Source organism: Streptomyces sp. NPDC031670, assembly GCF_055580545.1.
Genome location: NZ_JBVILC010000003.1, coordinates 337,825 through 358,930 on the forward strand (window position 1 = coordinate 337,825; position 21,106 = coordinate 358,930).

Consider the following 21,106-nt stretch of genomic DNA (forward strand, 5'->3'; position numbering starts at 1 on the left):
TTCAGGAGGTTTTCCCATGTTCTCCGAGCCGGAACGTCAACGACCGCACTCCGTCTCGCCGGTGGGCCGGCTCTCCCGGCTCGCCGAGCAGTCGGTGCGCTGCGCGCCCGCCTCCTGCGGCGCGGTCGCGACCATCGCCGACAGCGGCTCCGAGCGCCGTGTCACCGCCACGCACCCCGACCTCGAACCGCTGGTGAGCGTCCAGCTGGAGTGCGGCGAGGGGCCCATCCCGACCGCGCTGGACGTCGGCGCCCCGGTGGACACCGAGGACCTCCTGACGGAGGAGCGCTGGCCCGGCTACCGCGCGGTGGCCCTGGAGTCGGGCGTACGGTCCTGCGTCACCCTTCCCTTCCGCCGCTGCGGCATCGAGGTCACCCTCAGCCTCTACAGCTTCCGCCCCGGTGGGCTCGACGACGCCGTGTCGGGCCCGGTGAGCATCCTCGGCGAGGAGGCGACCGCCGGGATCGCCCGCGACCGCCGCTACCGCGCGGCGCTGGCCGAGGTGGAGCAGCTGGAGGCCGCGCTGCGCTCCCGCCCGGTGATCGACCAGGCCAGCGGCATCGTGATGCATGTGCTCGGCTGCGACGCGCAGAAGGCCTTCGCCCTGCTGCGCACCCTCTCGCAGCACGCCAACCGCAAGCTGTCCGAGGTCGCCGAGGGCGTGGTGCGCACCAAGGGCCGGGGCCTGGAGGACGAGCTCTCCGCCCTCACCCGCCTCTCCTGAGCCGGCGCCCCCGACCGGCCCGGACGACCGGACCGGGAGCGCCGGGCACGCATGCGGGGCGGCGCCGCGGAGCAAACCTCCGTATAAAGGGCTCAAGGGGGCCGACAAGGGCCCGAGGGGCCGACACGACGGACCGCACGGGTACGAAGGAGGCCGCGGATGCACGGGACGGTGGCGGAAGGCCGAGGACCCGTCCGCTACGGACCGCCCGCCCCCGGCACCGGACTGCCCGTCCTGCCCCAGCTCGCCGAGGTGCTCGCGGGCGCCGCGGGGCGCACCCGGCCCGAACCCCCGGGCGGCGGACCCGGACTGCGCGGCGCCGCCTGCGGCTACTGGCACCGGCGCGGGCTGCGCTGCGACCCCGGTCTGGTGGCCGCCGCGCCCGGCGCCCAGCCGCTCCTGTTCGCCCTGCTCGCCTCGTACGGGGGTGATGTCCTGCTGCCCCGCCCCTGCCCGGCCTGGTGGACCCCGCAGGCCCGGCTGCTGGGGCGGCCCGCCTTCCATGTGCCGACCCCGGCGGAGTGCGGCGGCGTGCCCGACCCGTACGCCCTCCTGGAGACCGTGCGCCGGGTGCGCGTCGAGGGCGGGGTGCCCCGGGTCCTGGTGCTGTCCGTCGCCGACGACCCGGCCGCCACGGTCGCGCCGCCCGAGACCGTACGGGAGGCGTGCGAGGCGGCCGTGGGGGAGGGGCTGCACATCATCAGCGACGAGACCTGGCGCGACACCCTGCACCGCCCGCACGAGACGGTCCTGTTCAGCCCCGCCGAGATGTGCCCGGACGACGTGACCGTCCTGTCCGACCTGTCGGGCGCGCTCACCCCGGCCGGGTGGCCCGCCGCCGTCGCCCGCTTCTCGGACACCGAGCAGGGCGCCCAGCGCCGGGCCCGCACCCTCGACGTCCTCACCGCACTCGGCTCGGTGGTGGCGGGCCCGGTCGCGGAGGCGGCGGCGTACGCCCTGGAGGAGCCCGACCCGGTGGCGGTACGGATGCGCCGGGCCGCGGTCCTGCACGGCGCCCTCGCCGCCGAGGCCCACCGCGCGGTCCTCGCCGCCGGTGCCTTCGCCCGGCCCCCGCAGGCGGGCCGTCACCTCTACGCCGACTTCGGCGGTCTGCGCGGCCGGCTGGCCGCGCGCGGGGTCACCGACTCCATGGAGCTGGAGGAGTACCTGACCGCCCGGCTCGGCGCCCCCGCCCCCGGCGGCCACCGCTTCGGCGACGAACTGGGCGCGCTGCGCGCCCGGCTCGCCACGGAGCCGCTGCTCGGGGGGAGCGAGGAGGAGAGCGCGCGGACCCTCCAGGCGCCGGACCCGCTGCGAATGCCGCACGTGCGGCGGGCCCTGACCGCGTTCGAGGAGGCCCTCGCCGGGCTGTGAACCCCGCCTACTTGGGATGCGGGGCCTCGGCCGGCCGGGCGGGCGGCCCGTGCCGCAGCCTGCGCCACACCGACGGGGCCGCGCCGATGAGCACCGTCAGCACCACCGCCGCCACCACGCCCTGCCACGGCTCGGGGAAGAGCGAGCCACCCAGGATGCCGATCAGGCCGTACGCACCGGCCCAGGCCACACACGCGGGCACATCGCCGCGTACGAAGGTGCGCAGCGGCATACCACCCAGCAGACACGCCAGCATCACCGGGATCCGGCCCGCCGGGACGAGCCGGGACAGCACCAGGACCGCCGCCCCGTGCCGGTTCAGCTTCTCCTCGGCCTGCGCCAGGCGGTCCGGGGCCGCCCGGCCGCGCAGCGCCGCCAGCCACCGCGACCCGCCGCGCGAGCGCACCCCGCGCTGCCCCAGCCAGTACAGGGCCACGTCCCCCAGGAACGCGGCGAGCGCGCCCACCCCGAAGACCAGCAGCAGCGAGAACCACGCCGTCTGGTGGAAGGCGACCACCGCGGCCGTCGACACCAGCGCCCCGGTGGGCACCACCGGCACCAGCGAGCCGAGGACCACCAGGATGAACAGGGACGGATAGCCGAGCGCCTGCTGCGTCGGCTCCGGCGGCACCTGGGCCACCGCCCGCACCACGAACGCGGCGATCACCGGGCCACCTCGGGCCGTACGCTCTCGCCGTGCGCCGGCCGGTGCACCGTCACCCCGGGCGCCAGCCGGGCCGCGTGGCGGACGAAGTCGTCACCGGGCGCGTGGAACTCGTGCGGGCGCACTCCGTCGAGCCCGATCGGCCAGTACGTGCCGTAGTGCACCGGGACCGCCGCCCGCGCCCCGAGCCGCGCCAGGGCCTCCGCGGCCCGGCCCGCGTCCAGATGGCCGGGGCCCAGGAACGGACCCCAGCCGCCGACCGGCAGCAGGGCCACGTCCACCGGTCCGACCTCCTCGGCCATCGAGTCGAAGAGCCCGGTGTCCCCGGCGAAGTAGGTGCGCGCCCGGCCCTCGATGACGAAGCCGAGCGCGGGCACCCGGTGCGGCCCGAACGGCAGCCGCCGCCCGTCGTGCCGTGCGCTCACCGCCCGTACCCGCAGCTCACCCGCCTCGACCAGGTCCCCGGGCCGCACCTCGGTCAGGGGCAGCCCCAGCCTGCGCAGCCCCGGTACGGCCGCGACCGCGCCGTGCGGCACCACGAGCCGGGTACCGGGGGCGAGCCGGGCCAGCGAGGGCAGGTGCAGATGGTCGGAGTGCAGATGCGAGACGAGGACGACATCGGCGACGGCGGCCTCGGGCGGCGGCAGCGCCCCCTGCCTCCTGCGCAGATGCGCCAGCCGCCGGGCGAAGAGGGGATCGGTGAGCACCCGGACCCCGGAGTCCTCGACCGTGCAGGTGGCATGACCCCACCAGGTGATCTCCACCGGCACCCGAAATCTCCTCCGTTCGACGACCACCGCGCGCGCTGTTGTGTACGAGCCTATGTGTCGGGGGGCGCACCGGACGGGGGCCGGGGTAGTCATCGGTCCATCAAGGGAAGGCCCGGCATGATCATGCACTCGGAACAGTGCCCGCGTTGCGGCGGGATACTCGCGGTCACCCAGGACGGCTGGAAGATCTGCCACTCATGCGGCTACTCCTCGCCGCCGTGAACCAGGAGTAGGGTCGGCACCACAACGAAGGGCATGGGGGTCGGTCATGGGTGACGTGCGAGTGGCGGCGATCGCCAGTCTGACCCCGCTGGAGGAACTCGACCTCGACCCCTTCCTGGTGGACACCCGAAGCCAGCACGAGATGTGCGCGCGCTGGGCCGCCGACAAGGGGTACGTCGTCACCCGGCAGTTGCTCTTCTACGGTCTGCGCCCCGACCACGAGGGGTTGTGGACGGACGTGGAGGCCGGTCAGGTGGACCTCTTCGTCGCGCCCAACGAACGCGTCCTGGCGCGCGCGCTGACCTCGGTCCCGGCCTTCTCCGCGGAGTGCGAGCGGCGCGGGGTGCGGCTGGAGACGGCCGGGCTCGTCGAGCCGGACTACGACGCGGACAAGAAGGCCCACATCCACCGCAGACTCTCGATGCCGACCGCCGGCTACGACGGCTGCTGACGCGGACCACCGCCCACCGCCCAGCACGCCGCCGCCGGTCCATCGCGTCGGCCGCGTCTCCCCCTGTGACACGCTGGGGGTGAACGGCTGGGTGGAGAGGCAGTGACGAGCGGCGTGAGTGCGGGGCGATGGCGGACGGCGGGCAGCGCCCTGGTACGGGTGGTCGTGGTGTGGGCGGTGTCCACCCTCACGATGATGGCGCTCGCGGGCATCCTCCCCGACTTCCGGCTGAAGTCCGCGGGCGGCGACAGCGTCACCCGCGTCGCGCTCACCGCCGCCTGGGGCGCCGGGGCGTTCGGTCTGCTGAGCGCCCTGGTGTGGCCGCTGGTGGTACGGGCCTTCCTGCTGGTCCCGGCCCTGGTCCTGGGCCTGTTGGTGTTCTTCCTCAACGGCTCGCTGCTGCTGCTCGCGCTGAGCCTGATCCCCAGCGGGCGCGGCGCGGCCCAGCCGGAGACCGCGGTGGTGGTGGCCGCGGTGATGTCGGCCGTCGCCTCGGCGACCTCCACCGCGCTGGCGGTCCGCGACGACAACGCCTACCGGCGCAGACTCTCGCGCCTGGCCGACCGGCGCCGCCGCAGGCGCGGTGACGACCGGCCGGGCGAGGAGACGCCGGGGACGGTCTTCCTCCAGCTCGACGGCGTCGGCCACGACGTGCTGTGCCACGCGGTCGGCACCGGTCTGATGCCGACGGTGGCCGGCTGGCTGGAGCGCACCCACCGGCTCACCCCGTGGCGCACCGACTGGTCCAGCCAGACCGGCGCCAGCCAGCTCGGCATCCTGCACGGCTCCACCTTCGACGTGCCCGCCTTCCGCTGGTACGAGAAGGAGACCGGTGAGCTGATGGTCTCCAACCGCCCGGCCTGCGCCGTCGAGCTCCAGCGCCGCGCGGTGGCGCGCACCGGCGACGCGGGGCTCCTCACCGTCGACGGCGCCAGCCGGGGCAACCTCTTCTCCGGCGGCGCCGACCAGCTCGCCCTGGTCCTGTCGATGGCGGCCCGGCGCGGCCGTCGCAACCGCTCCCGGGCGGGCTACTTCGCGTACTTCTCCGACCCGGCCAACGCCGTGCGCACCGCGCTCTCCTTCGTCGCCGAGGTCGGCCGCGAGATCGGCCAGTCCACCCGCGCCCGGCTGCGCGGTGACGCGCCGCGTGTGCGGCGCGGCGGGCTCTACCCGTTCATCCGGGCCTTCGCGACCGTCGTCGAGCGCGATGTGGTGGTCGCCGCGGTGATCGGCGACATGCTCGCCGGGCGCACCGCCGTCTACGCCGACCTGGTGGCGTACGACGAGGTGGCCCACCACTCGGGGCCGCGCGGCCGGGACGCCCGGAAGGTCCTGGAGCGCCTCGACCGGTCGATCGCGCTGCTCGCCAAGGTCGCCGAGCACGCCCCGCGCGCGTACCGGATCGTGCTCCTGTCCGACCACGGGCAGAGCCCGGGGGAGACCTTCGCGGGTGCCTACGGGCTGACGCTGAGGGATCTGGTGCGGGCCGGGTGCGGGCTGCCCGTGCCGCGCGGCGCCGGGCGCACCAAGAGCGGGGCCGAGGCGCGGGACGCGGTGCGGGTCGCGCTGCACCGGCCGGTTCCGGGCAGCGGGGAGCAGGCTCCCGGCTGCGACCCGGTCGTGCTCGCCTCCGGCAACCTCGGGCTCGTCTCCTTCCCCGACACCGAAGGGCGCCTCAGCCGTGAGGAGATCGACCGCCGCCACCCCGCGCTCCTGCGCACCCTCGCCGGCCACCCCGGTATCGGGTTCCTGCTGGTGCGCAGCGAAGAGTACGGAGCGGTGGTCATCGGCGGCGCGGACGCGGACCGGCTCCAGGAGGTGCCGATCGGTGAACTGGAGGACGACAGGGGCCCGCTGAGCGGGTTCGGGCCGGGCGCCGCCGAGGCCGTGCGGCGTACCGACACCTTCCCGCACACCGCCGACATCATGATCAACTCCATGTACGACCCGGTCACCGGCGAGGTGCACGCCTTCGAGGAGCAGATCGGCTCGCACGGCGGCCTCGGCGGCGAGCAGGCGCAGGCCTTCCTGCTGTGGCCGCGCGAGCTGTCGGCGCCGGTCGCCGAGGGGGACCCGCTGGTGGGTGCCGAGCAGGTGCACCGGGTGCTGCGGCGGTGGCTGCGCGAGTGCATGGGGCCGCAGGTGCCGGTTTTCGCCACCCCGCAGATTCCTCGGCCCGAAGCGGAAGCGGACGAACCTTTTCCGGTTGAGGGGGCGGCCGTACGGGACAAATCCGCGTGATTTTGAGCGAGGCCCTCCGTACCGGACCATGAACGGGTTTTGGCACGGAGAGAGGCGCACCACCCCATGACCACGCACGACACCCAGAGCAGGCATGCCCGGCAGTTCGGTTTGCCGGTGGCGACCGCATTGGTCATGGGCAACATCATCGGCGGCGGGATCTTCCTGCTGCCGGCCTCGGTCGCCCCCTTCGGCACCATCAGCCTGCTCGCCTTCGCGGTCCTGACCGTCGGCGCGATCGCGCTGGCCCTGGTCTTCGGACGCCTGGCACAGCGGCTGCCGCGGACCGGCGGCCCCTACGTCTACGCGCGCGAGGCGTTCGGCGACTTCGCCGGCTTCCTCGCCGCCTGGTCGTACTGGATCACCACCTGGGTCTCCAACGCGGCGCTCGCCGTGGCGGCCGTGGGCTACCTCGACGTGCTGATCCCCCTGCACGGCGACAAGGCGGCCACCATCGCGGCGGCGCTGGCCCTGCAGTGGCTCCCCGCGCTCGCCAACCTCGCGGGCACCCGGTACGTGGGCGCGGTCCAACTGGTCTCCACCGTCCTGAAGTTCGCGCCCCTGCTGCTGGTGGCGGTCGGCGGGCTCTTCTTCTTCGACCCGGCCAACCTCGGACCCCTGCAGGCCGACGACCACAGCGCGATGGGCGCCGTCTCCGCCTCGGCCGCGATCCTGCTCTTCAGCTACCTCGGCGTCGAGTCGGCCGCCGTCAGCGCGGGCGAGGTCCGCGACCCGCGCCGCAACGTCGGCCGCGCCACCATCCTCGGCACCCTCGGCGCCGCCGTGATCTACCTCCTGGGCACCCTCTCGGTCTTCGGCACCGTGCCGCACGACCGGCTGGTGACCTCCACCGCCCCCTTCACCGACGCCGTGAACGCCATGTTCGGCGGTGCCTGGGGCGGCACCGCGGTCGCCGTCGCCGCCCTGGTCTCCATGGTCGGCGCCCTCAACGGCTGGACCCTGCTGAGCGCCCAGACCCCGTACGCCGCCGCCCGGGACGGACTGTTCCCGCAGGCCTTCGCGCGGAAGGACCGGGGTGTGCCCACCGTGGGCGTCCTGGTCACGGTCGTCCTCGCCTCGTCGCTGACCGTCTACAACTACACGGCCGGCTCGAAGGGCGTCTTCGAGATGCTGGTGCTGGTCACCACGTTCACGGCGACCGTCCCCTATCTGCTGTCCACGGCCGCCCAGATCTACTTCCTCGCCTCCGGCCGCGCCGACCGCGTCCACCGGGGCCGGCTCGTCCGCGACGGCCTGCTCGCCGCGCTCGCCGCCGCCTTCTCCCTCTGGCTGGTCGCCGGCTCCGGCTACCAGGCGGTCTACCAGGGCGTGCTGTTCCTCTTCGCGGGCGTGCTGGTGTACGCCCTCCTCGCCGCCCGCAAGCAGGCCGCGCGCGGGGACGCGGTGGAGCCGGCCGAGCAGGCGGTACGGGAGAGCGTCCGCGCGTAGCCCCCGCGCGCGGACCCGACTGGCGCGCCGGTCCGACGAGTTCGCGTCCTCGCGGTCGTTCACCCGGGAGAGGGGATCTCGCCCGGATCCGGGCAGGTCGCGGCCGTTCGCGGGCAGGGTTGGAGCATGCCGTCCGCTCCTGCCACCGCCCTGCGCCGCGCCCTCGTGGTGCTGCTCGTGGTGGCCGCGCTGCTCGGGGCGGCGCCGGGCGCGGAGGCGGCGGGGCCGCCCGCGGACCGGGTGGCCGCCTCCTCGGTGGCGCCGGGCCCGGTGGGTGAGGAGCAGTCCGACGAGGCCGCGCCCGCGCCCCGGACGGCGGTCCGCGCGAGCCGGCCTGCGCCCGACACCCGCTCCGCGCCGGTGTCCCCCCGGCCCGCCGTGCGCGGGCGAACCGGCGCGGCCCCGGGCGGGTCCGGCCGGACGGCCTCCCCCGACGGTGTGCGCTGTGTGGTGCTGCGCTGCTGAGCGTTCCGTACGGAACGAGCCGGCAGTACGTCAACTCACCAGCACAGCGAGGTGGTTCAGCCATGCCCGTCGACCCCTTCGCGGCGCTCAACGCGATGCTGCGCGCCGAGGCCGCCCGAATCCGACCGGCCCCCGCGACCCCCGAACGCGAGGACCCCGAACCCCATGAGGAGGGGCGCCGACCCCCGGCCGACCCGCACGGCGAGTAGCCGGGCCCGCCACGGCAGGGCGGTGGACCGGTTACGGCCACCGCCCTGGTGACCTGCTGTTCTCACGGACGGTGACGACAGCGGGCACTCCGTGGTGCGGTACTCCGTTCGGCGGCTTAGGTTTGCTCCGGGAACACCCGACCGAGGGGGCTGCCATGCGCGGAGGAACGACAGCGGGCGCCGTCGGCGCGGCGATGGCGCTGCTCGCCCTGGCGGTCCCGGCCCGGGCGGACGGCGCCCAGCCCGATCTGACCCGCTTCTACACCCAGCGCCTGACCTGGGGCGGCTGCACCGTCAGGAACGCCCCCAAGGGCATGGAGTGCGCCGAGCTGACCGTGCCCATCGACTACGCGCGGCCCGAGAACGGCACCATCGCGCTCGCGGTGGCCCGGGTGCGGGCGGCCGAGTCCGGTGAGGGCCCCACCGGCACGGGCACCGGCGCGGCCACCGCCCACGCCACCGCCCCCAGGGGTTCGCTGGTGCTCGACTTCGGCGGCCCGGGGGAGTCCGGCCTCAACGGGCTCGGCGACTTCATGGCCGTCACCGCGCGTCTGGCCCCCGCCTACGACCTGGTGAGCTTCGACCCGCGCGGGGTGGGCCGCAGCGCCCCCGTGCGCTGCGGCGCCAAGGCCGAGCAGCTCATCGAGAGCCCCTCGGACGGCGGCCCGGCCGACGACGCCGAGGGGCGCGCCCAGCTCGTCGAGGAGCTGCGGGCGGTGGCCGAGGGGTGCCGCGGGACCACCGGGAAGCTGCTGCCGTACGTCGGGACCATCAACGCCTCGCGCGACCTGGACGTACTGCGCCGGGCGCTCGGCGACCGGAAGCTGAACTACTTCGGCATCTCCTACGGCACCCGGCTCGGCGCGGTCTACGCGGCGCAGTTCCCCAAGCGCACCGGGCGGATGGTCCTGGACGCCGTGGACTCGCTGACGGCCGACGCCGCCCGGTCGGCGTTCGCCCAGACCACGGCCCTGCAGAAGGGCCTGGACACCTTCCTGTCGGACTGCGCCGCCCGGGGGGCCCGCTGTCCGCTCGGCGCGAGCACCGCCAAGGCGGCCGGCACCCTGAGGGCGACCGTCGCCCGGCTCGACGGCAGGAGCGCCAGGACCGCCTCGGGCGCCGACTTCACCTCCGCGGACCTACGGACCGCGATCACCGACGCGCTCTACACCGAGCAGCTCTGGCCGGCCCTCGCACGGGGCATCGCGGCCCTCCACGACAAGGGCGACCCGGCCGTCCTCGACAAGATCACCCGGCGGTTCGCGGGGGAGGACACGCGGGGGGACCGGGCCGAGGACGACAACAGCCGCGAGGCGCTCCTCGCCGTGAACTGCGCCGACGACCCGGTGCGCGCCAAGGACCCCGCCGCCGAACTCGCCTCACTGGAGAAGAAGTTCGCCCAGGCCTCCCCGGTGTTCGGCCCCGCGCAGGTGGGGGCGGCGATCTCCTGCACCGGCTGGCCCGCCGGTACGGACTTCATCCGCTCGATCGGCCGGACCGGTGCGCCGGCCGCCCTGCTCGTCGGCACCAGGGGCGACCCCGCCACGCCGTACCCGTGGGCCGCGGAGACGGCCCGCCGTCTCGGCAAGGGCGTGGTCCTCACCTACGAGGGCGAGGGGCACGGCGGATACGCCGCCTCGCAGTGCGTCCGGGACGTGGCGGACGCCTTCCTGCTCGACGGCGTCCTGCCCGCCGCGGGGACGTCCTGTGCCCGCGAGACGCCCCCGGGGCCCTGAGCGCGCCCGGGTCTCAGCCGCTCATCGCCGCCGCCAGCGGGGCCGTCACCGGGGCCGCCGCGACCCAGCGCCCGAGGGCCGTCTCGGCCGTGATGCCGGGGCCGAAGCCCGCGATGAGCCCGCCGGCCCCGTCGGCGGCGCCGCCCTCGTCGAAGAGCCGGGCCAGCGCGTCGAAGACCACGGAGCTGGCGATGTTGCCACGCTCGGTGAGGGTGGCCCGGCTGAAGCGGAACATCTCCGGGGGCAGCTCCAGGAAGTGGCACAGGTCGTCCAGGATGCGCGGGCCGCCCGCGTGGACGATGAAGAAGTCCATGTCCGGGATGGTCCAACTGTGCTGCGCGACCAGCGCTTTCAGCGCGGGCGCGAGCATCTCCATGGTGCCGGGGACGCGCTTGTCGAGCAGGAAGTGGAACCCGGTGTCGCGCACCGCGTACGAGATCCACTCCTCGGTGTTGGGCACCAGGTGGGAGCCGTTGCGCTCGATCCGCATGCCGGTGCCGCCCTCGCCGCGCACCACGGCTGCGGAGATCGCGTCGCCGAAGAGACCGTTGGAGAGCAGCGAGCCGACGCCGATGTCGGTCGGCTGGTAGCAGAGCGAGCAGAACTCGCAGGACACGATCAGCACGTTCGCGCGCGGATAGGCGGTGCAGAAGTCGTGCGCGCGGTTGATCGCGGCGCCGCCCGCGGCGCAGCCGAGCTGGGCGATCGGCAGCTGCCGGGTCTCGGTCCTGAACCCCATGGTGTTGATCAGCCAGGCGGTCAGCGAGGGCATCATGAAGCCGGTGCAGGAGACGTAGACGATCAGGTCGATGTCCTGGGGCTCCACCTCGGCGTGGGCCAGCGCCCGCCGGACGACACCGGGCACCCGGGCCTTGGCCTCCGCCTCGTACAGCAGGTTGCGCTCCTCGAAGCCGGGGTGGCGCAGGGTGTCCTCGATCGGCTGCACGATGTGGCGGGTGAGGACCCCGGTGTTCTGGATGAGCCGCAGGACGAGGTCCCGCTGGGGGTGGTCGGCATGGGTCTCACGGGCCAGGGCGAGCGTCTCCTCCTGGGTGATCACATGGTCGGGTACGGCTACTGACGGACGGCACAGGGTGGCCATGGAACTTCCTTGTCTTCTGCCGGGCGGACGCCTGCGGTTTCCACGCGGGTGCTCCAGGGGTGTGCGGACGTGTGCCTGTGACGTATCCCCGAGCGTGATCATGGGCATGTCCTCGAACGAGGCATTTAACCGATTAGAGGGATATTGCGGACCGGCTGGGCCACTCGGGTGACGGCCCCCGGGCGGGCACGCGGCGGACCGGGGCGGGCGGCCTCGCCGGGTCCGCATTACCTGGGCGGTAAGCGATGCCCCCGATGCGAGCTGTGTGGCCTGCCCTCCCACCTTGGCGGGAGGGGGTCGACAGTCCATGGAAGTCCATGGGAGGCCACCTGATGTCGTATCGGGTGGCTCCCCGTTTGGCTCCCCGACGCCTCGCGTCGGCCACGCCCGGATAGTGAACTGGTGAGCTAAAGCGGCGGGGTTGCCGTGCATGCGAGTCGCTGAGCGGTACCGCTGGTAGGTGGGCCGACCGCGGTGGGCTCCACGGCTGGGGCTGGGGCAGCGATGTCAGTGGGGTGTTCTAAGGTCACGTCATGACCACTAGCGTTGAGGTGATCGAGCCCGGCGACGTCCGCACGCGTGCGGAGATTCGCGCGGTGTTTGGGGGAAGTCCGCAGGGAGGCATCTGCCCTGCCGATAACGACGTGAGCCTCTACTCGGACCCGGACGTGGGCGAGCGGAACGGCTACTACGACGGCTGGTTGGCCGAAGAAGACGAGTTGGGATCGGTCTTCGAGTACACCGGGGCTGGCAAGAACGGGGATCAGACCTTCGATGGCGTTGCCGGCACGGGTAACCGGTCGATCCTTCGCCATGCTGAGCAGGGCAGGACGCTTCGCGTGTTCACGTGCGTGGGTAAGGTCCCCGGCAGTGACACGAAGACGCACCGCTACCTTGGGGCGTTCACGCTGGACACGATGCAGCCGTATGTATGGCGCAGGGTTCATGGTGAAGACCGGGTGGAGCGAAACGTCATCGTGTTTCGACTCCGTCCCGACGATGCCGTGCAGCCTGCTCCTCAGGACGTAATCCCCGTCGCTGAGGAGACCATCGCTGAATTCGTTCCGTTCCAACTCGTGACGGCTGCGACGTTCCAGGCAGACCCGGCCACCAGTGGAGCTTTGCCGCTTCCGAAGCAGCGAGTGCGGAAAAAGGGAGCCGCGCGAGCTGCGGCTCCCAACGCGGAGACCAGCGGCGAGTTTGTGGTCCCTGAAGCCTTCAGTACCAAGCTGAGTCTGCGGGCCGCCACTGCTGCCACCATCGCAGTGCGGCGTGAAGCAGAGTTGACGCAGGCATACAAGTCGCATCTGGACGCAGCCGGGCACGAGACCGGCGCCTACCAGATCAAGGTGAAGGGCCTCACCTCAACCCTGCGGACGGACCTCTACGACGCAACAGACCACGTTCTCTACGAGGCAAAGGGTTCGAGCTCTCGTGAGGACGTACGGATGGCGCTTGGTCAGATCCTCGACTACCGCCGATACGTCAATTCATCTGCGCATGATGGCGAACCTAAGTGCGTCATTCTGTTGCCCGCCGCGCCACCGCCGGACATGTATGACCTGTTCGACCGGTTCGACGTCGGCGTCGTGTATCGGGCAGACGATGGGCGTTTCGTCGGAGACGTGACGCTGTAGAGCGTTGCGCACTGACAAGTCCCCTCCACTCGCAGCTATATGTCTAGCCCGCGGTGCGGAGGGGACTTCTCGCGGGTCAGATCGTCCAGCGCTTGGAGACCTGCCCGAGAGGAGTAGCCCCCGAGTAGGGGACCAGGTCGAGTGGGTTCATCCAGGCATCAGAGAAGTGGATGTTGAGGTGCAGCGCCAAGGCGAGGAGGATGTCTTGGTCCGGTAGAGAGTCCACCTGGTAAAGGCATGCACCCGCCCTAGGTGACCTGAAGAGAGAGCCCGTTCTGTGGTCGCCCCACTGAAGGTGTCCCTTCCCGGCAACCCATACACTGTCCGGCCATTCAAGGGGATTACGAGTTCGGCACCATGCCATTAGATGCTCACCGATGGTCTCCAAGGTGAGGCTATCGAATGCGATGATCATGCCTGACGTGGGAAAGTAATCCCAAGTCCGCCCGTATGCCTGGGTGGAGCGTGGGATGGTTCCCGGGATCGGCCGATACGACCCCTTCGGCAGCTGTCGCATGCTGCTGATCTTGTTGCAAGCGTCGAGCAGTTGCTGCCCGTCCAGCTTCGTTTTTACCTCGACCATGCCGTAAACGCACTCGTTGGGGATGACTCGGTACCCCTGTAGAGTCGTGAACGGCGGCGTGTCGCGATCTATCAGAACAATATCGCACTGCGGCGATACGTCACCGTTATATGAAATCACCTCGGCATTATGAATCGCCTCAACGTGTGAGGGGAGATAGCCTGACAGAAAGTCGCGGATTAGTAATTCGCGAGACGTTCCAGCTTCGCCGTTATGATTAAAGTTCCGGGACTGATCAAAATCTGCTCGCATTCTTTTTGCTACAGATTTGAGGATCTTGCCGAGCTTCACTTGGGTCATGGGTGAATCATAGGTGGGACAGCTGGCAGTTGGGCCAACGCGCCTTAGTCCCTCCAAGTGCGGTGACCCCGACGCCGAGGCGTCTTCAGGCTGCCCAGACGATGAATGTGTTGCCATCAAGTCGGCCTTCCGTGTCGGGGCTGATGGGTCGTCAGCCCACGCTGACATGTGCCGCCACCAGGGCCGTGGTCCGCCACCCTTCGCTACCCTCCGCCGTACTTCACTACTACCCCTGAAGCGGCCTGACCTGCGGAAACGTTAAAAATCTTGATGAATTCGCTTGCGCATCGCCAGGCTCCGCCAGGTAGTCGCGCCATCCCCCTGACCTGCGAAAACGGACCTACCAAGTCGAGAGCGCCACGGGGGTTGGCTGTACTATTTAGACCAAGTCAGCGCAGGGGCAGAGGGCTCCGCTGTCCGTTAAGTAGTAGCGCCCTGTGTTGGCCGATTGCAGACCCCCGCGTGAAGCACGAAGACCTGGCTCCGGTGTCGCCCGAAGCCAGGTCTCCCGCGCGGGACAGTGTGAGCCCGGCCGACTACGACACGGCCGGGCTCACTTCTGCCCGTCCATACCGGCCGGGGAACACGCCCTTACTAGTGCGTGAACCGCTCAATGCACCCCGCGATGGCGGTGACCGTACCGAGAGCCACTACCGCCAACTCGACCCAGTCTCTTCGCGGGCCTCGGCGGCGTCGCCCCTGCTTGGGTCGCACCATCGTTCGGCTCCTGTCTGTTGTCATTCCCGACTAGGTCGGAGTGCGACCAGGTCGGACCCCGACTCAAGGCGAGCGGGGCGTCTAGGCGCGACAGTGCCGAACTCTCGGCAACCTACCGTGCGCGCCGGAGCAGGCGTCGTCTGAACGACCAATCGCCAGGGTCCGCCATGCATAGCCACACGGAGTGCCACCATCGACACGCGACTGCGCCGCCTTGAGGCCAAGCAGCGGCGTGGGGCAGGACGACAAGTGAGCTGGATAGCCGGAAGAACCACGCTGACGCATCGCCGGACGTCCATGGGACGCTTGTACACGAGCAACGAACGGACGTGAGAGGAGCCCAAGTGTCGGAGGCCAGTCCGCGAGGAACCTACCTGGTCATCTCGGAGGCGCTGCGGAACGGGATCGAAGCGGGCGAGATCACCGGCGCGCTGCCGTCAGAGGCTGATCTCATGCGTTCGTACGGTGTCGCGCGCAACACAATCCGTCGCGCCCTCAAGGTGCTCGAAGCCGAGGCAGCCCTTGAATCCGCGCCAGGGGTCGGCTGGCGCGTCGCCCAAGGGGGCGACCGTCGTTCGCTTGCGGATCGGATGACCGACGTGATCACTGAGGACTCTCTGGCGATCGGTGACACGTATCCGTCCGAGGCGAAGCTCTGCGAGCGCTTCGGGGTATCACGTACAGCAGTGCGTCGCGTACTGGCCAACATGGAGGGGACCGGCTTGCTCGCCACCGTGCACGGCAAGGGGCGCACCGTACGCGCCCTCCCGACACCCGGCAGCCGGTCGTAGCCTTGGCCCCCATGGGACTGAATGAGTGGGCGTACTCGATCTCCGAATCGTTGCTGTCTGGCCCGCTTCCGCGCAGGTGGGCGCACTCTCTCGGAGTCGCCAAGCGTGCTCGCTCGCTGAGCCCGATCTTGGGCGACGATGCAGAGCTGTTGGAAGCGGCGGCAGTGCTACATGACATCGGATACTCACCGAGCATTGCTGCCACCGGGTTTCACCCGCTAGATGGGGCCCGGTTCCTCCGCGACCAGGAAGGGGCGGACGAACGGGTAGTCCGTCTCGTAGCTCATCATTCCTGCGCCCTCTTGGAGGCAGAGGAACGAGGTATCAGGCAGGAGCTTGAGAGCGAGTTTGAGCTAGAGCGTCCCGGCCTCGTTGACGCGTTGCTGTTCTGCGACATGACGACCACGCCGGACGGCACGAAAACCACGCCGGCTGAACGGCTGGACGAGATCGTCCAGCGATACGGCACCGACACGATCGTGGGTCGCTTCATCCAGCGTGCGGCGCCAGAGATCTACGCAGCCGCTGATCGAGTTGAGGACCGCTTGGCTAAGGCGGCTATCGAAGATCAGCCGATGTAGGGCTCACGACGTGAATCGTCTAGTCCGTGTTGGATGCGTAGACGCATGGACGGATGGATGTTCAAGTCATTGAGGTCCGCTGGGTCAACCCAGCGGACCTCTTTTGACTCGCTGCTCGTGCGCAACGTTCCGCCGGTCGGGTGGGCACGAAAGCAGATCGAGAACTGCTGCCGTACCTCTCCGTCGTCGTACGCCAGGACATGCTCAGGGTTCGTGTAGAGCCCGACGATGCTGTCGACCTGGACAGTGATGCCCGTCTCCTCCAGTACCTCCCGTACGACCGTCTCCCCGATGCTTTCGCCGATGTCGTGGCCACCCCCAGGGAGGGCCCATAGGCCGTTGTCGGTCTTGTGGATGATGAGCAGTCGTCCGGCGTCGTCCTGCACGACTGCCGTGACTGAGGGGACCACAGAGTTGGCTTGAGGCGCGTTGGGATCGCGGAAGTAGTCGATTCGGCTCACGAGTGCAGACCTCCGCAGTCGACGGGTGAAGAGATTGGCCTGGCTGTCTCCCAGACCCGTTCGATGCTCTCAGCGTACGCATCGAACAGTTCGCCCCCTGGGACGCGCTGGATGTGCAACACGGGGGCCATGTACGCCCCGACCCCGTACAGATGGCCGTTGGCCAGCATCTCGTCATCGGCCCGGTAGATCGAGTTGTAGAGCGTGGTGTTGTGCAGACGGAACTCGACGCCGGGGAGCCCGAAGAGTGAGCTGTAGTTGATGAGAGCGTTCCGGATCTTGCTGGCCATGGCCGGACCGATCCCCTCATCCTCGCCACGCAAGGCCACGGCGGGGCTGTCCGGATCTCCGAGCATGAAACGGACCTGTACGCCTACCGCTGACTTCTCCTTGACAACTCGATGGAACGCAGGGTCCTCAGTAAGCCAGAAGCCCGAGTAGACGAGGATGTCGAAGCGCTCCCGTGCTTGTGAGTAGAGCTGTGGCCACAATCGGCTCGGCACGACCGACCTGTGGGGGTACAGCTTGATCAGCTCTGCGTTTCCAGCCTCGGTGACCTCCTCTGATGTCCGCTCCTCCGGCCACAGGTAGGAAACTTCACATTGCAGTAGCGATGCAGCCGCGTACTGGAAGCGCCGGTAGGGCTTGCGCTTCGGATCTCCGATCCATCGCTCGACTGTCTTTGCCGACACCCCTAAGCGGGCGCCGACTTGATCGAGTGTCATGCCGCTCTCAACGATCGCGCCTCGAAGCCGCTCGTTGGCCATGTCGTGCTCTCCCCGGCTGGGACGACTTGGGACGACTTCACCGTAGCGAAGCCGTGCACAGGTCGTACATGTGCGGGGTCGATCGTCTTCGCCACCGAGGCCAAGCTGTAGGCACGCCAACAGCGAGGGACTCGCGGAGCCGGACAGCCGAAGGGCTTGACGGGGCGAACCTCACTTAGCATGATGAGGAACACGTAATACATGTACCTCATGGCGACAGTGCCCGTCTGGACCGGCGGAGCCGAGCGAAACCGCAGTACCCCGCACCAGCCGGAAGACCTGGGAAGGCGACGTTGTCGCACGCCAACGGGCTGGGGGTGGAGGTTCCTTGAGAACTGAACAGTGTGCCAAGAACGAGTGATTTTGGTGGCTGGCGCCTCCGTCTTCGGAGGCGTCAGCCGCCATGGCCACTCGTCTTTGACGAGCGGTCGCCGTTGCCCGGGCTTCGGGGGCGCGGCTCGCTCAGCACGTTCCTGCCGGGTGGTCGTCTCTCGCCAAAAACCGCGACCGCCCGGCTCCGTCCTTCGCGAATCAAGGAGATCCGCAATGACTGAGCGCACCTTCGTTTCCAACTCCACCGGCCCCGTCGTGCTGGGGCTGGACCTTCCCATGGGCAGCGTCCACGTGCAGGTCCTCGACAGCCTCACCCACGCCCGGGTGACACTGTGGACCGCTGACACCTCGGGTCCGGCCGCTGACGCGGTGAACGCGGCCCGCATCACCGAGAACGGCCAGACCATCGCGGTGGAGGTACCCGCGATCCGGGGCAACGTGATGATGCAGAGCGTCCGGGGCAACCGGATCACGCAGAGCATGGGCACCGACGGATCGGTGACCGGCATCACCGTTATCAACGGCCGCGTCGTCACTGGCGGTGGCACGGACACGATGACCCGGGTCAGCGAGATCGAAGCTCGGGTCTCACTCCCGGTGAACTCCTCGCTCGCGGTCGTCTCCCAGTCCGCCGATGCCGTCGTGGACGGTGAGGTGGACCGTGTGGAGTTCCGATCCACCTCCGGTGACTTGCAGGTCGACGGGGCCAGTACCGTGAACGCCTCCACCACCTCTGGCGACCTGACCGTCTGGCGGGTGGCTGAGCAGATCGCGGCCCGTTCGGTATCCGGCGACATCGCCGTGGACCTGTACAGCGGCAACAGCGCGGAGCTGGTCACCACGTCTGGTGACGTGAAGGTCCACGCGACGCTCAAGGCGTCCGGCGCCGTGCGCGCCAACAGTGTGTCCGGTGACGTGACCGTCAGCGGCGGACGCGGCCTGCGCGTCAGCGCCCGCAGCGTCAGCGGCGACGTCCGCACCCGCTGACTCCCCTTCTTCCCCTCTGCCGGGGTGGCCGCCTCTCGCCAAAGACCGAGGCTGCCCCGGCTCCCTTCGCGCTTTCAGGAGAGATCCGCATGCGTACGTACATCGGCAGCCAGCAGGTATTGAACACGGCCGAGTTCGAGGAGCTGGCGCTCGGCTTCGACGAATTGCCCCTGGGGATGGACCGGGAGCTGTTCCGGGGCCCGCTTACTCCGGAGTCGTCCAAGGAGCGGGCGGCCCGCCTGGACGTGGCCCGGGAGGTCATCAAGGAGCTGGCCGCGCAGGGCGAGGGGGGCGACGAGGTTGCCGCGTGGGACGCGCTGTACGCCGACGCGCTGACCCGCACGGTGCCGTTCCTGCACGCCGCCCGTTCCGCCGGCCGTTCCACCCAGGCCGGGGAGGTTGCGGCATGAGTCAGGCCTTGACGGCTCTGGTCGCCGCCCTGCCGCTTGCGGCCGGGTGGTCCTTGCACAGCCTGCGGCTGCGGCGCCGGATCGAGGACGCGCGCCGCGACCCGCTGACCGGTCTGTGGGCCCGCGACGCGTTCACCGAGCGCGCCGAGCGTCACCTCACGTTGAGGCCGAGTGCGGTCTATCTCATCGACCTCAACGACTTCAAGCAGGTCAACGACACGTACGGGCATGCCGCCGGGGACGCGGTCATCCGCGCCACGGGCCTGCGTCTGCGCGAGTGGGCCGTGAACACCTCCGCCGTGGTGGGGCGCCTCGGCGGTGACGAGTTCGCCGTGGTCGCGCCCCTCTACAGTCGCGGCCACCTCAGCCGGGCGCTCCGGTTCTTGACCGAGGCACTGGAACGGCCGGTGGACATTGGGGATCTCACCCTTGAGGTCACCGCCTCCATCGGCGCCGTTGGCTTCGACCCGCGCAGCGACGTGGCGGATCTCTCCGAGCTGCTGCGGCTGGCGGATGAGCAGATGTACCGGGCCAAGCGCATCGGGGCGCCGTGGCTGACCGCGCTGAGCCTTGAGAAGGAGTGCGCGACGGTCAACGGCCGCCGCGCCGGACGCCGTGGCACCTCCGGCGCAGCGGAGGCGGCCGGATGAAGCGCATTGCGACCATGACCGCGGACAAGGTCCGCTCAGCCGAAAGGACCTTGTCCATCGGCACGTGGGCGATCACTTTCGGTGCGGTGGTCTTCTCGGTCCTGACCGTCACCCCGCTCGTGGAGCGGGTCACCCCCAGCGGCTGGGGGTGGACGGCTCCGATCCTGCCCATCGTGGTGGACGCCGCCGTCGTCATCGTGGTCCGCCTGGATTCGACCGTCGCCCGCTTGGGCGGTGACAGTGGGCGGTGGCCGGCGGTGCTGCGCTGGATGACGGGGCTGATGACCATCGGCCTGAACATCGGGGACTCCGCCCTGGGCGGTGATCTCGTCGGCGTCGCTGTTCATTGCGTCGCTCCACTCTTGCTCATCGTGACCGCCGAAGCGGGGCTCTCCTACCGCCGGGCGATCACGCGGGCGCTGGCACGGATCGACCGTGAACAGCAAGAGCAGGCCGAGCGTGAACGCCAGGAGCAAGAAGCCCGTGAACGGCGCCAGCGCGAGGAACGCGAACAGCAGCGAGCCGCCCGTGAACGCTCCGAGCGGGAAGCCCGTGAACACGCCGAACGCATGGAGCGCGAGCGCCTGGAACGCGAGGCGGAAGACCGCCGAGAGGCTCGTGAGCACGCCGAACGTATGGAACGCGAACGCCTGGACCGTGAGGAACGCCAGCGTCGTGAGGAGCGCGAGGAACGCGAACGTCTCCGCAAATATGCGCAGGAGCGGGCCGACCGTGAACAGGCGAAGAAGGAGGAGCGGGAGGCCGTTGAGCGCGCCGAACGCCAAGCCCGTGAACAGCGAGCCCGCACCGCTCGTGAACACCACCCGCGTCCGCAGCGGGCGCCGCGTGAACAGCCCGTGCCGCAGGCGGTGAACAGCCGGGGCGAGGCCAACAAGCTCCCCGAGGACGCCGCCCGTGAGGCTGCGCGTGTGGCATTCGCCGCCGGTCGCTCGGTCCGTCAAAGCGCCGATGTGACGGGCTGGTCGGTGGGTTGGGTTTCCGCCCGCTATCAGGAGTTCAAGAACGCCGAGGGCGACGCGAGTGAAGCCGAGGCGGCCTGATGGCCAGCCGCTTCTACGACCCCACCGGTGTCCGCTACGGGGTGCCCACGTTCCCGTTCCGCATGGCCCCGGACGGCTACGCGACCCGCCGTCAGCTCCGTGCCGCGGGACTTCGGCCCGGCGGGCAGGACGTCGCCGCTCAGGTCCTGTGGTTCTCGCGCCGCTACTGGCGAAAGGGCACCAGCCCGATCCGCGTCGCCTACCTCTACCGCATTGACCTGGCCAAAGCGGTCCGGCCGATGACGCCCGCGAAGTGGGCGGCGCTCGCCAAGGCGAACGCCGCTTTGCGGGTGTGCCCCGAGTGCCGGCGGGATGCCGGGTACCGCATCCCCACCTCGCTCGGCATGTGCGTGACCTGCGCGGATGCCCCACAGCTCGCCGCCTGAACCCGCCCGACTTCGTTCAGCGGGCCCCGGACGGT

The 21,106-nt window shown here is 70.5% G+C and carries 22 protein-coding genes; 16 read left to right on the plus strand and 6 right to left on the minus strand.

Translation table 11 applies throughout. From position 1 onward, the window contains the following. Positions 1–16 precede the first annotated feature (16 nt). A complete protein-coding gene (locus ACZ5ID_RS08595) occupies positions 17–724 on the plus strand; it encodes an ANTAR domain-containing response regulator (RefSeq protein ID WP_468894742.1) in 708 nt (235 codons plus the stop codon). 159 nt (positions 725–883) lie between these two features. Next, on the plus strand, positions 884–2,098 hold the full coding sequence (locus tag ACZ5ID_RS08600; protein ID WP_468894744.1) for a pyridoxal phosphate-dependent aminotransferase: 1,215 nt from the start codon (positions 884–886) through the stop codon (positions 2,096–2,098). 7 nt (positions 2,099–2,105) lie between these two features. On the opposite strand, the gene ACZ5ID_RS08605 is transcribed toward ACZ5ID_RS08600, so the two are convergent. Both ACZ5ID_RS08605 and ACZ5ID_RS08610 read right to left on the minus strand, forming a co-directional pair. Further along, the gene (locus ACZ5ID_RS08605; RefSeq protein WP_468895085.1) at positions 2,106–2,762 is read right to left on the minus strand and encodes a DedA family protein; all 657 of its coding nucleotides are present in this window, start codon (positions 2,760–2,762) and stop codon (positions 2,106–2,108) included. Beyond that, positions 2,762–3,532: an MBL fold metallo-hydrolase gene (locus ACZ5ID_RS08610; RefSeq protein ID WP_468894746.1), complete on the minus strand. Its 771-nt coding sequence runs from the start codon at positions 3,530–3,532 to the stop codon at positions 2,762–2,764. The genes ACZ5ID_RS08605 and ACZ5ID_RS08610 overlap by 1 nt, the downstream gene beginning before the upstream one ends. Positions 3,533–3,800: 268 nt before the next feature. Here ACZ5ID_RS08610 and ACZ5ID_RS08615 point away from each other — a divergent pair, with 268 nt between their 5' ends. The 6 genes from ACZ5ID_RS08615 to ACZ5ID_RS08640 all read left to right on the plus strand — a co-directional run bounded on the left by ACZ5ID_RS08615 (position 3,801) and on the right by ACZ5ID_RS08640 (position 10,305). Further along, positions 3,801–4,205 carry a recombinase family protein gene (locus ACZ5ID_RS08615; protein ID WP_468894748.1) on the plus strand — a complete coding sequence of 135 codons (405 nt, stop codon included), beginning with the start codon at positions 3,801–3,803 and terminating at the stop codon, positions 4,203–4,205. Positions 4,206–4,319: 114 nt separating this feature from the next. Further along, positions 4,320–6,446: a phage holin family protein gene (locus ACZ5ID_RS08620; protein ID WP_468895087.1), complete on the plus strand. Its 2,127-nt coding sequence runs from the start codon at positions 4,320–4,322 to the stop codon at positions 6,444–6,446. A gap of 66 nt (positions 6,447–6,512) precedes the next feature. Further along, positions 6,513–7,895, plus strand: coding sequence for an amino acid permease (locus ACZ5ID_RS08625; RefSeq protein ID WP_468894750.1), 1,383 nt, complete (start codon positions 6,513–6,515; stop codon positions 7,893–7,895). Between the two features lie 126 nt (positions 7,896–8,021). Beyond that, entirely contained in the window at positions 8,022–8,360 is a 339-nt protein-coding gene (locus tag ACZ5ID_RS08630) for a hypothetical protein (RefSeq protein ID WP_468894752.1), read from the plus strand. A gap of 62 nt (positions 8,361–8,422) precedes the next feature. Continuing rightward, positions 8,423–8,569, plus strand: a complete 147-nt coding sequence (locus tag ACZ5ID_RS08635; RefSeq protein WP_468894754.1) for a hypothetical protein — start codon at positions 8,423–8,425, stop codon at positions 8,567–8,569. Positions 8,570–8,724: 155 nt separating this feature from the next. After that, positions 8,725–10,305: an alpha/beta hydrolase gene (locus tag ACZ5ID_RS08640; RefSeq protein ID WP_468894756.1), complete on the plus strand. Its 1,581-nt coding sequence runs from the start codon at positions 8,725–8,727 to the stop codon at positions 10,303–10,305. A gap of 13 nt (positions 10,306–10,318) precedes the next feature. Here the strand turns inward: ACZ5ID_RS08640 and ACZ5ID_RS08645 are convergent, their stop codons facing one another. Continuing rightward, positions 10,319–11,407: a type III polyketide synthase gene (locus ACZ5ID_RS08645; protein ID WP_468894758.1), complete on the minus strand. Its 1,089-nt coding sequence runs from the start codon at positions 11,405–11,407 to the stop codon at positions 10,319–10,321. Positions 11,408–11,940: 533 nt separating this feature from the next. On the opposite strand from ACZ5ID_RS08645, the gene ACZ5ID_RS08650 reads away from it, so the two are divergent. Then, positions 11,941–13,044, plus strand: a complete 1,104-nt coding sequence (locus ACZ5ID_RS08650) for an SRA domain-containing endonuclease (RefSeq protein ID WP_468894760.1) — start codon at positions 11,941–11,943, stop codon at positions 13,042–13,044. Positions 13,045–13,120: 76 nt separating this feature from the next. On the opposite strand, the gene ACZ5ID_RS08655 is transcribed toward ACZ5ID_RS08650, so the two are convergent. After that, on the minus strand, positions 13,121–13,927 hold the full coding sequence (locus tag ACZ5ID_RS08655; RefSeq protein WP_468894762.1) for a DUF6602 domain-containing protein: 807 nt from the start codon (positions 13,925–13,927) through the stop codon (positions 13,121–13,123). A 1,061-nt stretch (positions 13,928–14,988) separates the two neighbouring features. Here ACZ5ID_RS08655 and ACZ5ID_RS08660 point away from each other — a divergent pair. Both ACZ5ID_RS08660 and ACZ5ID_RS08665 read left to right on the plus strand, forming a co-directional pair. Further along, complete coding sequence (locus ACZ5ID_RS08660; RefSeq protein ID WP_468894764.1) at positions 14,989–15,435, plus strand: GntR family transcriptional regulator; 447 nt, start codon at positions 14,989–14,991, stop codon at positions 15,433–15,435. Between the two features lie 11 nt (positions 15,436–15,446). After that, positions 15,447–16,016, plus strand: coding sequence for an HD domain-containing protein (locus tag ACZ5ID_RS08665; RefSeq protein ID WP_468894766.1), 570 nt, complete (start codon positions 15,447–15,449; stop codon positions 16,014–16,016). Here the strand turns inward: ACZ5ID_RS08665 and ACZ5ID_RS08670 are convergent. Then, complete coding sequence (locus tag ACZ5ID_RS08670) at positions 16,004–16,477, minus strand: NUDIX hydrolase (protein ID WP_468894768.1); 474 nt, start codon at positions 16,475–16,477, stop codon at positions 16,004–16,006. The genes ACZ5ID_RS08665 and ACZ5ID_RS08670 overlap by 13 nt on opposite strands. Then, positions 16,474–17,244 (minus strand): XRE family transcriptional regulator, encoded by a 771-nt coding sequence (locus ACZ5ID_RS08675; RefSeq protein WP_468894770.1) that lies wholly within the window; start codon positions 17,242–17,244, stop codon positions 16,474–16,476. Before ACZ5ID_RS08675 ends, ACZ5ID_RS08670 begins: the two co-directional genes overlap by 4 nt. A 546-nt stretch (positions 17,245–17,790) precedes the next feature. On the opposite strand from ACZ5ID_RS08675, the gene ACZ5ID_RS08680 reads away from it, so the two are divergent. From ACZ5ID_RS08680 to ACZ5ID_RS08700, 5 genes are all read left to right on the plus strand, one after another. Then, positions 17,791–18,564: a DUF4097 family beta strand repeat-containing protein gene (locus ACZ5ID_RS08680; RefSeq protein WP_468894772.1), complete on the plus strand. Its 774-nt coding sequence runs from the start codon at positions 17,791–17,793 to the stop codon at positions 18,562–18,564. A gap of 89 nt (positions 18,565–18,653) precedes the next feature. Then, positions 18,654–18,974 carry a hypothetical protein gene (locus tag ACZ5ID_RS08685; protein ID WP_468894774.1) on the plus strand — a complete coding sequence of 107 codons (321 nt, stop codon included), beginning with the start codon at positions 18,654–18,656 and terminating at the stop codon, positions 18,972–18,974. Then, on the plus strand, positions 18,971–19,624 hold the full coding sequence (locus tag ACZ5ID_RS08690; RefSeq protein WP_468894776.1) for a GGDEF domain-containing protein: 654 nt from the start codon (positions 18,971–18,973) through the stop codon (positions 19,622–19,624). Before ACZ5ID_RS08685 ends, ACZ5ID_RS08690 begins: the two co-directional genes overlap by 4 nt. Continuing rightward, complete coding sequence (locus ACZ5ID_RS08695; protein WP_468894778.1) at positions 19,621–20,685, plus strand: DUF2637 domain-containing protein; 1,065 nt, start codon at positions 19,621–19,623, stop codon at positions 20,683–20,685. Before ACZ5ID_RS08690 ends, ACZ5ID_RS08695 begins: the two co-directional genes overlap by 4 nt. Then, positions 20,685–21,071, plus strand: coding sequence for an RRQRL motif-containing zinc-binding protein (locus tag ACZ5ID_RS08700; RefSeq protein WP_468894780.1), 387 nt, complete (start codon positions 20,685–20,687; stop codon positions 21,069–21,071). Before ACZ5ID_RS08695 ends, ACZ5ID_RS08700 begins: the two co-directional genes overlap by 1 nt. The last annotated feature ends 35 nt before the right edge of the window (positions 21,072–21,106 follow it).